The 16,872-nt window shown below is 66.8% G+C and carries 14 protein-coding genes; 7 read left to right on the top strand and 7 right to left on the bottom strand.

Features of this window, described 5'->3' with window-relative positions:
• Positions 1 to 67 precede the first annotated feature (67 nt).
• From CCR84_RS08775 to CCR84_RS08765, 3 genes are read right to left on the bottom strand one after another with little or no spacing between them, the layout of a single operon-like run.
• The gene (locus CCR84_RS08775) at positions 68 to 1,510 is read right to left on the bottom strand and encodes a TRAP transporter large permease (protein ID WP_201211435.1); all 1,443 of its coding nucleotides are present in this window, start codon (positions 1,508 to 1,510) and stop codon (positions 68 to 70) included.
• A complete protein-coding gene (locus tag CCR84_RS08770) occupies positions 1,507 to 2,109 on the bottom strand; it encodes a TRAP transporter small permease subunit (RefSeq protein ID WP_201211433.1) in 603 nt (200 codons plus the stop codon). The genes CCR84_RS08775 and CCR84_RS08770 overlap by 4 nt, the downstream gene beginning before the upstream one ends.
• Before the next feature lie 34 nt (positions 2,110 to 2,143).
• On the bottom strand, positions 2,144 to 3,580 hold the full coding sequence (locus CCR84_RS08765; RefSeq protein ID WP_201211431.1) for a DEAD/DEAH box helicase: 1,437 nt from the start codon (positions 3,578 to 3,580) through the stop codon (positions 2,144 to 2,146).
• A 207-nt stretch (positions 3,581 to 3,787) separates the two neighbouring features.
• On the opposite strand from CCR84_RS08765, the gene CCR84_RS08760 reads away from it, so the two are divergent.
• The 6 genes from CCR84_RS08760 (at position 3,788) to CCR84_RS08735 (ending at position 12,251) form a co-directional block, all read left to right on the top strand.
• Complete coding sequence (locus CCR84_RS08760) at positions 3,788 to 5,080, top strand: extracellular solute-binding protein (protein WP_201211429.1); 1,293 nt, start codon at positions 3,788 to 3,790, stop codon at positions 5,078 to 5,080.
• Positions 5,081 to 5,237: 157 nt separating this feature from the next.
• Complete coding sequence (gene alaS, locus CCR84_RS16965) at positions 5,238 to 8,063, top strand: alanine--tRNA ligase (RefSeq protein ID WP_242508629.1); 2,826 nt, start codon at positions 5,238 to 5,240, stop codon at positions 8,061 to 8,063.
• Between the two features lie 121 nt (positions 8,064 to 8,184).
• Positions 8,185 to 8,511 (top strand): preprotein translocase subunit YajC, encoded by a 327-nt coding sequence (gene yajC / locus CCR84_RS08750; RefSeq protein ID WP_201211427.1) that lies wholly within the window; start codon positions 8,185 to 8,187, stop codon positions 8,509 to 8,511.
• 79 nt (positions 8,512 to 8,590) lie between these two features.
• Entirely contained in the window at positions 8,591 to 10,576 is a 1,986-nt protein-coding gene (secD, locus tag CCR84_RS08745; protein WP_201211425.1) for a protein translocase subunit SecD, read from the top strand.
• Between the two features lie 15 nt (positions 10,577 to 10,591).
• Entirely contained in the window at positions 10,592 to 11,536 is a 945-nt protein-coding gene (secF, locus tag CCR84_RS08740) for a protein translocase subunit SecF (protein WP_201211422.1), read from the top strand.
• A 7-nt stretch (positions 11,537 to 11,543) separates the two neighbouring features.
• Positions 11,544 to 12,251, top strand: coding sequence for a cytochrome b/b6 domain-containing protein (locus tag CCR84_RS08735; RefSeq protein ID WP_201211420.1), 708 nt, complete (start codon positions 11,544 to 11,546; stop codon positions 12,249 to 12,251).
• A gap of 1,065 nt (positions 12,252 to 13,316) precedes the next feature.
• Here the strand turns inward: CCR84_RS08735 and CCR84_RS08730 are convergent.
• The 3 genes from CCR84_RS08730 to purB form a co-directional block, all read right to left on the bottom strand.
• The gene (locus tag CCR84_RS08730) at positions 13,317 to 13,784 is read right to left on the bottom strand and encodes a c-type cytochrome (RefSeq protein ID WP_201211419.1); all 468 of its coding nucleotides are present in this window, start codon (positions 13,782 to 13,784) and stop codon (positions 13,317 to 13,319) included.
• A 40-nt stretch (positions 13,785 to 13,824) separates the two neighbouring features.
• Positions 13,825 to 14,151, bottom strand: coding sequence for a DUF2322 family protein (locus CCR84_RS08725; RefSeq protein ID WP_201211418.1), 327 nt, complete (start codon positions 14,149 to 14,151; stop codon positions 13,825 to 13,827).
• Positions 14,152 to 14,223: 72 nt separating this feature from the next.
• Positions 14,224 to 15,591 carry an adenylosuccinate lyase gene (gene purB / locus CCR84_RS08720; RefSeq protein WP_201211417.1) on the bottom strand — a complete coding sequence of 456 codons (1,368 nt, stop codon included), beginning with the start codon at positions 15,589 to 15,591 and terminating at the stop codon, positions 14,224 to 14,226.
• Between the two features lie 152 nt (positions 15,592 to 15,743).
• On the opposite strand from purB, the gene CCR84_RS08715 reads away from it, so the two are divergent.
• The gene (locus CCR84_RS08715; RefSeq protein ID WP_201211416.1) at positions 15,744 to 16,352 is read left to right on the top strand and encodes a glutathione S-transferase; all 609 of its coding nucleotides are present in this window, start codon (positions 15,744 to 15,746) and stop codon (positions 16,350 to 16,352) included.
• Between the two features lie 28 nt (positions 16,353 to 16,380).
• Here the strand turns inward: CCR84_RS08715 and CCR84_RS08710 are convergent, their stop codons facing one another.
• Positions 16,381 to 16,869, bottom strand: a complete 489-nt coding sequence (locus CCR84_RS08710) for a copper chaperone PCu(A)C (protein WP_201211415.1) — start codon at positions 16,867 to 16,869, stop codon at positions 16,381 to 16,383.
• Positions 16,870 to 16,872: the final 3 nt, after the last annotated feature.

Raw genomic sequence — 16,872 nt, 5'->3', positions numbered from 1 at the left:
GGCAGCCTGATCAGGGCTTAAGGATCACGGACGGGGGCGCAGCCCCCGTCGTGTTTTCGAGGCGGGCTCAGTTCGCCGGAGGGGCTTCGGGCTCGCCGGTCTCGCCCGGAGGCGGTGGCGCCTCGAATTCGTAGGTCGGTGCCTCGATCTTGATCGTGTCGAGGTCGACCTCCTGCGCCTTGTCGAGGTTGCCCGTCACCAGTTGCGGGAAGGCGATGACGATGGCGACCATCAGGATCTGGATGCCGACGAAGGGGAGTGCTCCCCAGTAGATGTGGGTGCTCTTCACCGCCGGGGGTGCCACCGAGCGCAGGAAGAAGAGCGCGAAGCCGAACGGCGGGTGCAGGAAGGAGGTCTGCATGTTGATCGCCAGCAGCACGCCGAACCAGATCAGGTCGATGCCCAACTTGTCGGCGACCGGCGCCAGCAGCGGGACGACGATGAAGGCGAGCTCGAAGTAATCGAGGAAGAACGCCAGCACGAAGATCATCAGGTTGACGAGGATCAGGAAGCCGATCTGTCCGCCGGGCAGGTCGCCGAGCAGGTGCTCGACCCAGACGTGGCCATCGACCCCGTAGAAGGTGAGCGAGAATACGCGCGCACCGATCAGGATGAAGACGACGAAGGTGGTCAGCTTGGCCGTGCTCTCCATCGCCTGCCTGAGCAGCTTCCAGTCGAGCCGCCTTCGCAGGACGGCGAGGAGCAGCGCGCCGGCAGCGCCCATGGCGCCGCCCTCGGTCGGCGTCGCGATGCCGAGGAAGATGGTGCCGAGCACGAGGAAGATCAGCAGCAGCGGCGGCACCAGCGTCGTCAGCGTGCGCAGCACGAGCTTCCTGCCGTGCAGGGGGCGCGCCTCGGGCGGCAGCGCCGGCACCCAGGCCGGCTTGAAGATCGAGACGCCGAGCACGAAGAGCACGTACAGACCGGTCAGCAGCAGCGAGGGAATCAGTGCGCCGGCGTACATGTCGCCGACCGACTTGCCGAGCTGGTCGGCCATGACGATCAGCACCAGCGAGGGCGGGATGATCTGCGCGAGCGTCCCCGAGGCGGCGATGACGCCGGAGGCCAGCCGCTTGTCGTAGCCGTAGCGCAGCATGATCGGCAGCGAGATGAGCCCCATCGAGATCACCGAGGCTGCGACGACGCCGGTGGTCGCCGCGAGCAGCGCGCCGACGAAGATCACCGCGTAGGCGAGGCCGCCGCGGATCGGCCCGAACAGCTGCCCGATCGTGTCGAGCAGGTCCTCGGCCATCCCCGAGCGCTCGAGGATCAGCCCCATGAAGGTGAAGAAGGGGACCGCCAGCAGCGTCTCGTTGGCCATGACGCCGAAGATGCGGTCCGGCAGCGCCTGGAACAGTTGCGGGCCGAGCAGGCCGAGCTCGATGCCGATGAGGCCGAAGACGATGCCGTTGGCCGCCAGCGCGAAGGCGACCGGGAAGCCGACCAGCAGGAAGGCGATCATCGAGATGAACATGATCGGCGCCATGTTCGCGATCATGAACTCGCTCATCGCACGCCTCCCTCCTGCGCCTCGTCCTTGCGTGCCTTGATCGCGGCGACGAGTTCCTCCTCGGCGCTCGGCTTGTCGAGGTCGATCGGGTCGGGGCACAGCCCCTTGAGGAAGCCTGCGCGCTTGATCAATTCGGAGATGGCCTGCAGGATGAGCAGGAAGAAGCCGGCCGGCACCAGGAGCCGTGCCGGCCAGACGATCAGGCCGCCGGCGCTGTTCGACATTTCGCCCGTCATGTACGCCTGCATGAACACCGGCCACGACAGCACCAGGACCACGATGGCCATCGGCAGCAGGAAGAAGACGAGGCCGAAGATGTCGATCCAGGTCTGCGTGCGCCGGGAGAAGCGGCCCGCGATCAGGTCGATGCGCACGTGCGCGTTGTGCAGCAGCGCGTAGCCCGCGCAGGAAAAGAAGATCGCGCCGAACAGATACCACTGGATTTCGAGCAGCGCGTTCGAGCTGTAGTTGATCGTGTAGCGCATCAGCGCGTTGCCGGCGCTGATGAGGACGACGACCAGCACCAGCCAGATCGCCGCCTTGCCGATGCGCTCGGTCAGTGCATCGATGGCACTCGCCAGCTTGAGCAGGAACTTCACGACGATTCCTTGAGGCTGCTTCCCGGCGCTGCGCTTACTTTCGACCGAGACCGCCGAGCAGGGCGGCGACAACGCGGCGCGGGCGGGCCGGCGCTTCGCCGGTGCTGGCCGGGCTGCGCTGTTCGCTCTCGCTTGCCGGTGGCGGTTCGTAGGGCTTGCTGAAGTCGAAGCCGTCGGCGGCGACGGTCGACGGCTGGCGCTGCGGGGCGCGCCCGCGCTCGCGCTGGAAACTCGGGCGCTGTCCCTCGCGGGCGGCCGCTGGCGGCGTCGCCGGCAGACGGCGCAGCCCGGTCTTCTTGCGTCCGCTCGGCGGGTATTCCCAGTCGCTCTCCGGCTCGAATCCCGGGATCGGCACCTGCTCGACCTGGATCTTGATCAGCTTCTCGATGTCGGCGAGGTACTGCACCTCGTCGGCGGCGACCAGCGAGACCGCGGTGCCCTTCTTGCCGGCGCGGCCGGTACGGCCGATGCGGTGCACGTAGTCCTCGGGCGTGTGCGGCAACTCGTAGTTGATCACGTGCGGCAGTTCGTCGATGTCGAGTCCGCGTGCGGCGACGTCGGTCGCGACGAGCACCGTCGCCGTGCCGTTCTTGAACGCCTCGAGCGCCTTCAGGCGTTCGAGCTGGCTCTTGTCGCCGTGGATCGCGTCGGCGGCAATTCCCGCCTTCTGCAGGTCGCGCGCTAGCCGCGCCGTCTCCAGCTTGGTGCGCGTGAACACCAGCACCTGCTTGAACTCGTCAGAGCGCAGCAGGCGGATCAGCAGCGCGCGCTTGGAGACCGCGGCGACCGGATGCACGCGGTGCGTGATCGTTTCCGAGACCGTGTTGCGTTTGGCAACCTCGACCAGCACCGGCGACTTCAGCATGGTGTCGGCGAGCTTCTTGATCTCCTCGGAGAAGGTCGCCGAGAAGAGCAGGCTCTGCCGTTGCTGCGGCAGCAGGTTGAGGATGCGCTTGATGTCGGGGATGAAGCCCATGTCTAGCATGCGGTCGGCTTCGTCGAGGACGAGCGCCTGCACGCTGCCGAAATTGAGCACGCGCTGTTCGACGAGGTCGAGCAGGCGGCCGGGCGTGGCCACCAGCACCTCGACGCCGAGGCGGATCTCGGCGATCTGCGGCTTGATGTCGACACCGCCGTAGGCGCACAGGCTGCGCAGCGGAACGTACTTCGAGTAGGCGGCGACCGATTCATGCACCTGGATCGCCAGTTCGCGCGTCGGTGCGAGGATCAGCACGCGCACGGGATGACGCGCCGGCGAGGGGCTCGGGGTTGCGAAGGGGAGGATGCGCTGGAGCAGGGGCAGCGTGAAGGCCGCCGTCTTGCCGGTACCGGTCTGCGCGCCGCCCATCAGGTCCTTGCCCGAGAGCACCAGCGGGATCGCCTGCGCCTGGATCGGCGTCGGTTCGGTGTAGCCCTGCTCGGCGATGGCTTTCAGGAGTTCGGGCGCCAGCCCGAGTTCGTCAAACCGCATCGGCCATGCCTTCCAATTTGTATTTTATCAGTAACATCAGCTAGCAATTATACACTCCCGGCCGTTCGCCGTCGGTGCAATCGTCAGGCGATGCCGGCGTCCGGGTGCCCGGACGCATGGACGCAGCTTACCGCGGGCATCCCTGTCGCTCGGGCGCGCCCGCTTTCCGGGTCTATAATGATCGACTTTCGTCGTTCAGGAGTCGAGATGCGAACCCCTTTCCTGCTCGCTGCGCTGCTCGTCGCCGGCCTCGTTCAGGCTGCCCCGCAGCAGTCGGCGCGTGCTGCTGCGCAGAAGCCGCCCGCGGCGCCTGCCGCTCCGCTTGAAGTCGAACTTGCGCATCAGCTCGACGAGGTGCAGGCCGAACGCCTGCAGCCGCTGATCGATCGCTTCAATTCCTCGCACAAGGATTACCAGGTGCGCCTGCTGCGTCGCGTCGAGGGTGAGGCGCCGAAGCTCCTCAACCTGGTGACACGCGAGCAACTGTCGGGCTTCGTCGCCCAGCGCGCCCAGTTCAAGCCGGTCTCCGACCTGATGCGCGCCGAGAAGATGGCGCTCGATCCGGCGCGCCTGTCGCCCGAACTGCGTGCCGGCATCGCCGACGCCAAGGGCCGGTTGGTGGCGCTGCCGGTGGCGCTGGCGACCCCCGTGCTTTACATCAACAAGGAGTCGTTCCGCGCCGCGGGCCTCGACCCGGAAACGCCGCCGCGCACCTGGTTCGAGGTGCAGCAGGCCGCCGACAAGCTGTTCGACGCCGGCAGCAAGTGCCCGTACACGACCTCGTGGCCGGCTTGGGTGCATGTCGACAACCTGAGTGTCTGGAACGACGGCGGTATCGCCGACGACAAGGGGCGTCTGGTGTTCAACGGCATGGTCCAGGTCAAGCACATCGCGATGCTCAGCTCCTGGTACAAGAGTCGTTTCTTCGTCACCTTCGGCCATCGCGACGAGGCCGAGCAGCGCTTTGCCGACGGCGAGTGCGGCATGCTTACCGGCAGCTCGGCGCTTTACGCGCGCATCCACGACAAGCCCGGCATCGAGATCGGCGTGTCGACGCTTCCCTATCACGACGACGTGCGCGGCGCGCCGCAGCACACGCTCGCCGACGGCGCCTCGCTGTGGGTCGCCGCGGGACGCAAGCCGGCCGAATACAAGGGCGCCGCTCAGCTCGTCAGCTTCCTGCTGACGCCTGAGGTGCAGGTGGCGCTGACGGCCCGGGGCGGTTTCCTGCCGATGACGCCGGCAGCGAACGCAGCGGTGAAGAGCAGCGCACTCAGGGAAGGTGTGGTCGCGGTCAAGGTCGCCCAGCGCCAGTTGCAGGGCAGGACCGCTGCGCGCTCGCTGCGCGTCTCGCAGATCGAACCGCTGCGCATCATCGTCGAGGACGAGCTCGACGCCGTCTGGGCCGACCGCAAGCCCGCCAAGAAGGCACTCGACGACGCGGTCGAACGCGGCAACGCCGTGCTGCCGCGCGCACTGAAGGAAAGCCCCGTGTTCTGATTATGCTTGCGGGGACGCCCTGCTTGGTTCGACGAATCAAGCACGGCGTCCCGGTGGCTTTATACCGTCCCCGTAACTGCCCCCCTCATGGCTTTATAACGCCCCCGTGCTAGAATCGCGCGCTTCCCATCCGTTCCGGCCTGCCGGTCTCCCTACGATGAAAAGCGCCGAAATCCGCGAGCAGTTCCTCCAGTTCTTCGCCTCCAAGGGGCACCAGATCGTCGCCTCCAGTTCGCTGGTGCCGCACGCGGACCCGACGCTCTTGTTCACCAATGCCGGCATGAACCAGTTCAAGGACGTGTTCCTCGGCTTCGACAAGCGTCCGTACAGCCGGGCGACCACGGCGCAGAAGTGCGTGCGCGCCGGCGGCAAGCACAACGACCTCGAGAATGTCGGCTACACGGCGCGGCATCACACCTTCTTCGAGATGCTCGGCAACTTCTCGTTCGGCGACTACTTCAAGCATGACGCGATCCGCTACGCCTGGGAGTTGCTGACCGAGGTGTACAAGCTGCCCGCGGACAGGCTTTGGATCACGGTCTACTCGGAGGACGACGAGGCCTACGATATCTGGACCAAGGAGGTGGGCGTCCCGGCCGAGCGCGTGATCCGCATCGGCGACAACAAGGGCGCGCGCTACGCTTCCGACAATTTCTGGATGATGGGTGACACCGGCCCCTGCGGCCCGTGCACCGAGATCTTCTACGACCACGGCGAGCACATCCCCGGCGGGCTGCCCGGATCGCCCGACGAGGACGGCGACCGCTACATCGAGATCTGGAACAACGTCTTCATGCAGTTCAACCGCGACGAGGCCGGGGTCATGCATCCGCTGCCGAAGCCGTCGGTCGACACCGGTATGGGCCTCGAGCGCATTTCGGCCGTGCTCCAGCACGTGCATAGCAACTACGAGATCGACCTCTTCCAGGCGCTGATCAAGGCCGCCGCGCGCGAGACGCAGACTGCCGACATGGACAGCCCGTCGCTGAAGGTGCTCGCCGACCACATCCGTGCCTGCTCCTTCCTGATCGCCGACGGCGTCATCCCCGGCAACGAGGGCCGCGGCTACGTGCTCCGGCGCATCATCCGCCGCGCCATCCGCCACGGCTACAAGCTCGGTGCGCGCGCGGCCTTCTTCCACCGCATGGTCCCCGACCTCGTCGCCGAGATGGGTTCCGCGTACCCGGAACTGGTCAAGGGCGAGGCTCGCGTCATCGACGTGCTGAAACAGGAAGAAGAACGCTTCTTTGAAACGCTTGAGACTGGAATGCAAATTCTCGATGCGGGGATGGATGCGCAACAAGCAGCCGAGACGCATCGCGAATGGAATTTGTTTGGTTTCAATCGTATCCGCGACGATCTCACGCATTGCCACCTAAATGAAATATCTGGCGACCTGGGGGGGCGTTTAGTTCATTCCATTTATGTTCATGCGGGATTGCCAGAACCAGTCGTAAAGAATTTGGCAGTTAAAGATGATGCAAACTCGGCCTTGTTCGTAGTGCGTAACTGGGCTGGGCTTACTTTACCGGGTGCTCTAGCTTTCAAGCTGCACGACACCTACGGCTTCCCGCTCGACCTCACCGCCGACATCTGCCGCGAGCGCGGCGTGACCGTCGATGAGGCTGCTTTCGACGCCGCGATGTCGCGGCAGAAGGAGCAGGCGCGTGCCGCCGGCAAGTTCCGCATGGCCGCCGCGCTCGACTACGAGGGACCGCAGACGACCTTCCACGGCTACGAGCGGCTCGACTGCAAGGGCAACGTGCTGGCGCTGTACAAGGACGGCGTCGCGGTCAACGAACTGCACGAAGGCGAGTTCGGCGTCGTCGTCCTCGACGAGACGCCGTTCTATGCCGAATCCGGCGGCCAGGTCGGCGACCGCGGCGAGCTGCGCTCGGTGCATGGCATCTTCGCGGTCGAGGACACGCAGAAGATCCAGGCCGCCGTGTTCGGCCACCACGGCATCGTCCGCACCGGGACGCTGGCGGTCGGCAACGGCGTCACGGCCCGCGTCGACGCGGCCGCGCGCGCGCAGACCGTGCGCAACCACTCGGCAACGCACCTGATGCACAAGGCCCTGCGCGAGGTGCTCGGCAGCCACGTGCAGCAGAAGGGATCGCAGGTCGATCCCGAGCGCACCCGCTTCGACTTCGCGCACCATGCGCCGCTCTCGGACGACGAGATCCGTCGCGTCGAGGCCCTGGTGAACACCGAAATCCTCATCAACGCCGCCGCCGAGGCGCGCGTGATGCCGATCGAGGCAGCGCAGCAGACCGGTGCCATGATGCTGTTCGGGGAGAAGTACGGCGACGAAGTGCGCGTGCTGACCATCGGTTCGTCGAAGGAACTGTGCGGCGGCACGCACGTGACGCGCACCGGCGACATCGGCCTGTTCAAGATCGTCGGCGAGAGCGGCGTCGCTGCCGGCGTGCGCCGCGTCGAGGCGATCACCGGCGAGCGCGCGCTGTCCTGGGCACAGCAGCAGAGCGCGCTGCTCGACGCCGCCGCGGCGACGCTGAAGGCGCCGCTCGGCGAGCTGTCGGCCAAGATCGCGCAGACGCTCGAACACGCGCACGCGCTGGAGAAGGAGGTGGCGCGCCTGAAGTCGAAGCTCGCCGCCAGCCAGGGCGACGCGCTCGCGGCGCAGGCGCAGGCGGTCAAGGGCGTGCAGGTGCTTGCCGCCGAGATCGACGGCGCCGATGTCGTCACCCTGCGCGAGCTCGCCGACAAGCTGCGCGATCGACTGAAGAGCGCGGCGCTGGTGCTGGCCGCGGTCTCCGACGGCAAGGTGACGCTGATCGCCGCGGTCACCCCCGACCTCGTCAAGCGTGTCCGTGCCGGCGATCTCGTCAACCACGTCGCCCAGCAGGTCGGCGGCAAGGGCGGCGGACGTCCCGATCTGGCTCAGGCCGGCGGCAACGACCCGGCGCGCCTGCCGGTGGCGCTGGCTTCGGTCGCCGCCTGGCTCGAACAGCGCCTGTAGGCCTCAGGCCAGCCGGCCGCAGCCTTCGCGCGCCCTTGCGGCGCGCCACGGGCGCCGTCCCCCGCATGGCGGGGTGCTACAATGCGCCCTTCTTTTCATGGGTTTAGCTTAGGAAGACCAAATGCTGATCAGCTCCGCATACGCACAGACCGCAGCCGCCGCCGATCCGACCGGTGGGCTGATGCAGTTCATCCCGCTCGTCCTGATGTTCGTCGTCCTCTACTTCCTGATGATCCGGCCGCAGATGAAGCGCGCCAAGGAGCACAAGGCGATGGTCGACGCGCTGGCCAAGGGCGACGAGGTCCTGACCCAGGGCGGCATCGCGGGTCGCGTCGCCAAGGTCGGCGACACCTACATCGCGCTCGAACTCGCCGAGGGTGTCGAAGTCGTCGCCCAGAAGGCGGCCGTGCAGCTCGTGCTGCCGAAGGGCACGCTGAAGAGCCTGTAAGCCGGCTCTGCCCGCGGGGGCCTCGGCGCCCCCGTCCCTTCACAATGCATCACTCCATCCACCCATCCCGCCGCAGGCCATGAACCGTTATCCGCTCTGGAAATACGCCACAGTCGTCATCGCGCTGGTGATCGGCCTTCTCTATACCTTGCCGAATTTCTTCGGCGAGTCTCCTGCCGTCCAGGTGTCCTCCGCCAAGGCGACGCTCAAGGTCGACACGCAGACGCTCGCCCGCGTCGAATCGACCTTGCAGGCCGCGGCCGTCGGCAACGACGGGCTGTTCCTCGACCCGGTCGGCGTCAAGGTGCGCTTCCACGACACCGACACGCAGCTGAAGGCGAAGGATCTCCTTGAGAAGGAGTTCAATCCCGATCCCGAGAACGCGCAGTACGTCGTCGCGCTCAACCTTCTCTCCAGCTCGCCGCAGTGGCTCACCGGCATGGGGGCGCTGCCGATGTACCTCGGCCTCGACCTGCGCGGTGGCGTGCACTTCCTGCTCCAGGTGGACATGAAGGGCGCCCAGACCAAGCGGCTCGACTCGCTCGGCGCCGACCTGCGCACGCTGATGCGCGACAAGAACATCCGCCACGCCGGCATCGCGCGCGAGGGCGAGCGTGTCGTACTGCGCTTCCGCGACGCCGAGACGCGCGAGCGCGCGCGCAAGGTGCTCGCCGATACGCAGCCCGACCTGCAGCTCGCCGACCAGGGCCAGGGTGAAGACCTGAAACTCGTCGGCAACCTGCGTCCGGAGGCGATCAAGCGCCTGCAGGACTACGCGCTCAAGCAGAACATGACGACGCTGCACAACCGGATCAACGAGCTCGGCGTCGCCGAGCCGGTGATCCAGCAGCAGGGCGCCGATCGCATCGTCGTCCAGTTGCCGGGGGTGCAGGACACCGCGAAAGCCAAGGACATCCTCGGCCGCACCGCGACCCTCGAAATCCGCATGGTCGACGACACGCCGGGTGCGCTCGAAGCGGCGCAGGCCGGCGAGGTCCCGTTCGGCAGCGAACTCTACGTCGAACGCGGCGGCAACCCGCTGCTGGTGAAGAAGCAGGTGGTGCTCACCGGCGAGCGGCTGACCGACGCGCAGCCCGGCTTCGACAACCAGACGCAGGAACCGGCAGTGCACCTCACCCTCGATTCCGCCGGCGCACGCATCTTCAAGGAAGTGACGCGCGAGAACGTCGGCAAGCGCATGGCGATCCTGCTGATCGAGAAGGGTAAGGGCGAGGTGGTCACCGCGCCGGTGATCCGCGACGAGATCGGCGGCGGTCGCGTGCAGATTTCGGGCCGCATGAGCACGACGGAAGCCAACGACACGGCGCTGCTGCTGCGCGCCGGTTCGCTGGCGGCGCCGATGGAGATCATCGAGGAACGCACCATCGGCCCGAGCCTCGGTGCCGACAACATCAAGAAGGGCTTCGACTCGACGCTGTGGGGCTTCGCCGCGATCGCTGTCTTCATGATCGCCTACTACACCCTGTTCGGCTTCGTCTCGGTCGTCGCGCTGTCGGTGAACCTGCTCTTCCTCGTCGCCCTGCTGTCGATGCTGCAGGCCACGCTGACGCTGCCCGGCATTGCCGCCATCGCGCTGACGCTGGGCATGGCGATCGACGCCAACGTGCTGATCAACGAGCGCATCCGCGAGGAACTGCGCAACGGGATGACGCCGGCGGCAGCGATCAGTGCCGGTTACGAGCGCGCCTTCGCGACCATCCTCGACTCGAACGTGACCACGCTGATCGCCGGCATCGCACTGCTGATCTTCGGCTCGGGCCCGGTGCGCGGCTTCGCCGTGGTGCATTGCCTCGGCATCCTGACCTCGATGTTCTCGGCGGTGGTCGTCTCGCGGGCGCTGGTGAACCTGATCTACGGCGGACGGCGCAAGATCAACTCGCTGGCCATCGGCCAGGTGGCCTGGCAGGCAGCAGCGCCGGGCTCCGCAGCCGCGCCGGCCGGCGCCGCTGCGCCCGGGGCGCCCGCAGCGAAGGGAATCCTCGCCGCCAAGGGGGCGCGACCCACTCAGCTTAAGGCCAATCTCGGCGCCAACAAGGCCAAATAAGGGAGCGCGAAAAAAATGGAATTCTTCCGCATCCGTAAAGACATTCCCTTCATGCGCCATGCGCTGAAGTTCAACATCGTTTCGCTCGTCACCTTCGTCGCCGCAGTCTTCTTCCTCTTCTGGAACGGGCTCAACCTCTCGGTCGAGTTCACCGGCGGCACGCTGGTCGAGGTGAATTACGCGCAGCCTGCCGACCTCGAAAAGGTGCGCGGCGCGATGGCCAAGGCAGGCTATGGCGAAGTCGCGGTTCAGAACTTCGGTTCGAGCCGCGACGTGCTGATCCGCCTGCCGCTGCAGGCCGAGCAGGCGACCGCCAAGGCCGGCGAGGCGGTGATGGCCGCGCTCGATGCGGGCGCGCCGGGAGCGACCCTGCGCCGGGTGGAATTCGTCGGTCCGCAGGTCGGCAAGGAACTCGCCGAGAACGGCGCCATGGCGCTGCTGCTGGTCGTCATCGGCATCGTCATCTACCTCGCCTTCCGCTTCGAGTGGCGCTTCGCGGTGTCGGCGATCATCGCCAACCTGCACGACGTGATCATCATCCTCGGCTGCTTTGCCTGCTTCGGCTGGGAGTTCTCGCTCTCGGTGCTGGCGGCGGTGCTGGCGGTGCTCGGCTACTCGGTGAACGAGTCGGTGGTCGTCTTCGACCGCGTGCGCGAAACCTTCAGGAAGGCGCGCGGCCTGACGACGCCGCAGGTGCTCGACCACGCGATCACGAGCACGATCTCGCGCACCATCATCACGCACGGCTCGACGCAGATGATGGTCCTGGCGATGCTGATCTTCGGCGGCGAGACGCTGCACAATTTCGCGCTGGCGCTGACGATCGGCATCTGCTTCGGCATCTATTCGTCGGTGCTGGTGGCCAGCCCGCTGGTGATGTGGCTCGGCGTTTCGCGCGAGCAGTTCGTCAAGGTCAAGCGCCAGATCGAAGGCGCCAACGCCGACGGCGCAGTCGTTTGAGGTGATCATGAGCATTCGAATCAAGGTCTGGGACCTTCCCACCCGTGTCTTCCACTGGTCGCTGTTCCTGCTCGTCGCCGCCGCGTTCATCACCGGCGAGGTCGGCGGCAACGCGATCGAATGGCACGGCAAGATCGGGCTGGCGATCATCGGCCTCATCGTCTTCCGGCTGGTATGGGGCTTCATCGGCTCGACCTATGCGCGCTTCGGCCAGTTCTTCCCGTCGGCGGCTTCGATCGCCGCCTACCGCAAGGGGACCTGGCAGGGCGTCGGCCACAACCCGGTCGGCGCGCTGGCAGTGTTCGCGCTGCTGGCGCTGGTGCTCGTCCAGGCGGCGACCGGCCTCTTTGCCAACGACGACATCGCCTTCCAGGGCCCGCTCTTCGACCTGGTCGGCAAGCAGGCCAGCGACGCGCTCGGCGAACTGCACGAAGGCCTGTTCCAGTTGTTGCTGGCGACGGTCGCCCTGCACGTCGGCGTGATCATGTTCTACAAGCACGTGAAGAAGAACAACCTGGTACGGCCGATGATCACCGGCTACAAGGAGGTTCCCGAAGGCAGCGCCGAGGCCAGGGCCGGGTCGGCCAAGGGCGGCGGCATCGTCGCCTTCATCGTCGCCGTGATCGTCGCCGCTGCGGCGGTCTATGGCGCCTCGGGTGCCTGGCTGCCGGCACCACCGCCACCGCCGCCCAGCGCGCCGGCACCGAGCTGGTAAGACTACGGGCGCGCCGCCTCGCCCATCCTGTCCGGCGACCCTTGCCCGGACGCGGTCGCCGCCCGTCTCGCTGACACCTCCGACCGCTGGCTGACTCATGTTGCCCGGAGGCTCCGTGCCACCGGGCAGGCCTGCCGGCCCTGATCCCCTCCCTCTGCTGAAACCGTTTCCGCCTGCTCCCGGGGGTACGGGAACGTTTCGCCTCGACTGCCCGTCCGGCGCAGTCCCTGCTGCCGGAACCCTGCCGTCACCGGCAGCGCGAACTGCCTGGCGCAAACTCTCCTCGATCGAGGATGCCGCCCTGTGCCTGCACGCCCTGATCCCGCCGCTAGCAGCGATATATGCTTTTTGACTATACTGGAGCCGCGCTCGTTCTCGCGAAGCTTGGGGGAAGGGTGTCGATCATCGTTGCCTGCGCCTAACCGAACAGATCAAGGAGGCTTCAAATGCAAGTCATCGAGTCACTCATCGCCGTCGCTGTCGCCGCCGGTTTTGCGGCCAGTGCGCATGCCCAGGGTCCCACACCGCCAAGTCCGGCAGCGCCAGTCGCGCACAAGTTCGTCAAGGCCCCGCTGCCAACGGCGGAGGAACGGCGTGCGGCATGGTTCGAGGAGAGGGAGGCAGGACGCGCAGCGAAGGAAAAAATGCGCGCCTACAGGCTTGCTGCGACTTCGCCAGGCCCGCAATGCCGTCAAGCCAGGGAGACAATGCATGAGGCCTGTCGTTCGCCGTGGCCGGGTACGGCAAGCGCCAAGCCGGCGGCAACGCCTGCTGTACCGTCAGCCGCACCAGCGGTCGCGCAGCCAGCTGCGCAGGCGCAGACGCTGGAGCAACGGCAGGCTGCGTGGGCTACCGAGAGAGATGCAATCCGTGCGGCGCGGGAGAAACGCAGAGCCGAAAAACTCTCGATCAGGCCGGACAATCCCGAAGCCTGCTACCAGGCCAGGGAAGCAGCGCAGAAGGCCTGTCCCGCCTAGGGCCGTCAGGGCACGGCCCGAGCCTCCAGCAAAATGGCCGCGGATTGCTCCGCGGCCATTCCTGTCTTGCGGGCGACTGAAAGCTCGCTCAGTCCTTCGCCTTGAAGTCGTCGTGGCAGGCCTTGCAGGTCTGGCCGAGCTTGCCGAACTGTGCCTTGGCCGCTGCGGCGTCGCCGGCGGCAGCGACCTTGCTCATCTCGTTGGCTTCCTTGGTGAAGGCCATCGCCAGTTCACCGACCTTCTGGCCGTTGGTGAAGAAGGCCGGCTTGACGGCAGTGTTGTGCCAGCCCTTGCCCTTGTCGGTACCCGGCCCGTAGAGCGAGCCCATGCCGGAATTGGCGATCGCGGCGATGGTGTTGGCGGCCTTGACCACCTCGTCCTTGTTGTACTGGCCTTCGACGTTGAACTTGATACGCTGCATGTTCCAGGCCATCACCTGGTAGGCCGACTGGCGCCACTGGATCTGATCTTCCGGCTTGAACTGCTGCGCGGAGGCGGTGCCGGCGACGGCGGCGAGGGTGGCTCCGGCGATCAGGGTCTTCAGGAACTTGTTCATTAGTTCTCCTTCTGGCTGAGGGTGAAACGAAGGACGGATGCTACACGACCGGCGCGAAAACATGTTTGATGCGTAGCGATTTGCCTTCGCCGATCACGGCGAACAGGCGGTCGATGTTCGGGTGGCTGCCCGGGTGCGTACGTGCGTCGTCGGCGTACTCGGCGTAGAGTTCGAGGCCGCGGCGGGCCGCTTCCGGCGTGATCGCGCCGTGGATCTGCGCCAGGTGGTTGTAGATCGACAGCGATCCGGCCTGGCCGGGCTTGTTCTCGATGCGGGCGACGCGCGTGCCTTCCGCGTCGAAGAGGTCGATCGCCGCCAGGTGCGAGATGCCCGGAAGCTTCTTGAGGTTTGCCTGGAAAGTGCTCATTGCTCGATGCTTGCCCCGGCGGGGCGCTGCTGCGCCCTGCCGGATTTTTCGGTGGATGCGTTGCGGTCGCGGTTAGATGCGCCGCGCCAGTTCGGCCGCCTTGCCCGTGTAGTCCCACGGCGTCAACTGCAGCAGTTCGGCGCGCGCGGCCTCGGGGATTTCCAGCGTGCGCACGAAGGCCTGCATGCCCTCGCGCGAGACGCGCTGGCCGCGCGTGAGTTCCTTCAGCTTCTCGTAGGGGTTGGCGATGCCGTAGCGGCGCATCACGGTCTGGATCGGCTCGGCGAGCAGTTCCCAGTTGGCGTCGAGGTCGGCGTGCATGCGCTCCGCGTCGACCTCGAGCTTGTCGAGCCCGCGCGCCAGCGAGTCGTAGCCGAGCAGCGCATAGCCGAAGGCGACACCCATGTTGCGCAGCACGGTCGAGTCGGTCAGGTCGCGCTGCCAGCGCGAGATCGGCAGCTTGTCGGCGAGGTGGCGCAGCACGGCGTTGGCCAGCCCCAGGTTGCCTTCGGAGTTCTCGAAGTCGATCGGATTGACCTTGTGCGGCATCGTCGACGAGCCGATCTCGCCGGCCTTGACGCGCTGCTTGAAGAAGCCGAGCGAGATGTAGCCCCAGACGTCGCGGTCGAGGTCGAGCAGGATCGCGTTGGCGCGCGCGCAGGCGTCGAACAGCTCGGCCATCGCGTCGTGCGGCTCGATCTGGATCGTGTATGGGTTGAATTCGAGCCCGAGCGACTCGACGAAACGCCTGGCGAACGACTCCCAGTCGAAGTCGGGGTAGGCGGCCAGATGCGCGTTGTAGTTGCCGACGGCGCCGTTGATCTTGCCGGTGAGGCTGACCGCAGCGATGCGCGCCGTCGCGCGTTCGAGGCGCCAGGCGACGTTGGCCATTTCCTTGCCGAGCGTGGTCGGCGTCGCCGGCTGGCCGTGCGTGCGCGACATCATCGGCACTTCGGCGTTGGCGTGCGCGAGCGCCTTCAGCTTGGCGAGAACGCGGGCGAGCGCCGGCAGCATCGTCTCGTCGCGCGCCGCCTTCAGCATCAGGCCGTGCGAGAGGTTGTTTATGTCTTCGGAGGTGCAGGCGAAGTGGATGAACTCGCCGACGCGCATCACTTCCTCGTTGTCGGCGAGGCGGCGCTTGATCCAGTATTCGAGCGCCTTGACGTCGTGGTTGGTGACGGCTTCGATCGCCTTCACCTCGGCCGCGTCGGCCGGGCTGAAGTCGGCGACGAGGGCGTCGAGCGTCGCCAGCGTGGCGGCGGAGAAGGCCGGGATTTCGGCGAAGTGCGGCTCGGCGGCGAGCGCCTTCAGCCATTCGATCTCGACCTGCAGGCGGCGGCGGATCAGGCCGTATTCGGAAAACTGCGGACGCAGGGCGTCGAGCTTGGCGGCGTAACGGCCGTCGAGCGGCGACAGCGCGGTCAGGGAACTCTCGGACATGGAAAACTTCCTTCACGGGTTAATCCACGATTTTACCCCAGGGGGCGGGGCCTGGCGGCGCTTGCGCATGCGCGCAAGGCCTTGCCTCAGGCGTTAACGGCGCGCCGTTTGGCGCTATATTGGCGTCACCGCGAACAGCCAGGGGGAGGCCCATGAAGCTCATCGGAACACTGACCAGTCCTTTCGCGCGCAAGGTGCGCGTCGCCCTGGCCGAGAAGAAGATCGAGGTCGAGTTCGTCCTCGAATCGCCCTGGGTGCCGGGCAACCGGGTCGCCGAGCACAACCCGCTCGGCAAGATTCCGGTGCTGGTCTTGGACGACGAGTCGGTGCTCTTCGACTCGCGCGTGATCGTCGAGCATCTCGACCAGCTGACGCCGAACAACCGCCTGCTGCCGGCAGGCCACCGCGAGCGCACCGAGGTCAAGCGCTGGGAGGCGCTCGCCGACGGTATCGCCGAAGCCGCGGCGACGATCTTCCTCGAGCGCAAGCGGCCGCCGGCGCTGCAGGACCCGTCGTGGATCGCGCGCCACGAGGAGAAGCTCACGCGCGGGCTCGAATACATGTCCGAGGAACTCGGCGAGGCGCCGTTCTGCGCGGGAACGATCTTCTCGCTCGCCGACGTGGCCGTCGGCTGTGCGCTCGGCTACCTCGCCTTCCGTTTTCCCGGGATCGACTGGCGCGGCCAGCATCCGAACCTCGGCCGGCTTTACGAGAAGCTCATGCAGCGGCCGAGCTTCGCGGAGAGCGTTCCGCGCGACTGAAGGCTGCCCCGCGCCAGCGGGGCGTCGCTCAGTGCTTCATCTGCGCCGGCGCGTGCGCGGCCGGCAAGGTCGAGGCGATGCTGCGCACCGGCGCGACCACCTTCTGCACGCTGCCGTCATCGAACTTGAGCGTCAGCGGGACGCCGTCTCCTTCCTGTAGCGGCGCCTTCAGGTCGATCAGCATGACGTGGTAGCTGCCCGGCTTGAGCCGGGTCTCGCCGTGCGCCGGAATGCCGATCTCCTTGATCTGCCGCATCTTCATCACGCCGTTCTCGTTCAGGTGCGTGTGCAGTTCGACCGTCTTCGCGACAGGGCTGTCGGCGCTGACGAGTTGGCGCGCGGCATTGCCCGAGTTGGAAAGCAGCATGAACGCGCCGGTCGCCGGCGCCGACGGCGGCACCAGCCGGACATAGGGTTCGCTGACGTTGACCACCGGCTCGGCGGACTGTGCCGGCGCTGCGCAGGCGAGCGTGAAGGCGAAGGGAAGCGAGAGGGCGAGGCTGCGGTACGAGCGCATGGA

The sequence above is a fragment of the Rhodocyclus purpureus genome (assembly GCF_016653115.1).
In the GTDB taxonomy this organism is placed as follows: Bacteria; Pseudomonadota; Gammaproteobacteria; order Burkholderiales; family Rhodocyclaceae; genus Rhodocyclus; species Rhodocyclus purpureus.
The sequence above is the reverse complement of the archived record's forward strand: the minus strand, read 5'-3'. Positions and strand labels throughout refer to the sequence as shown.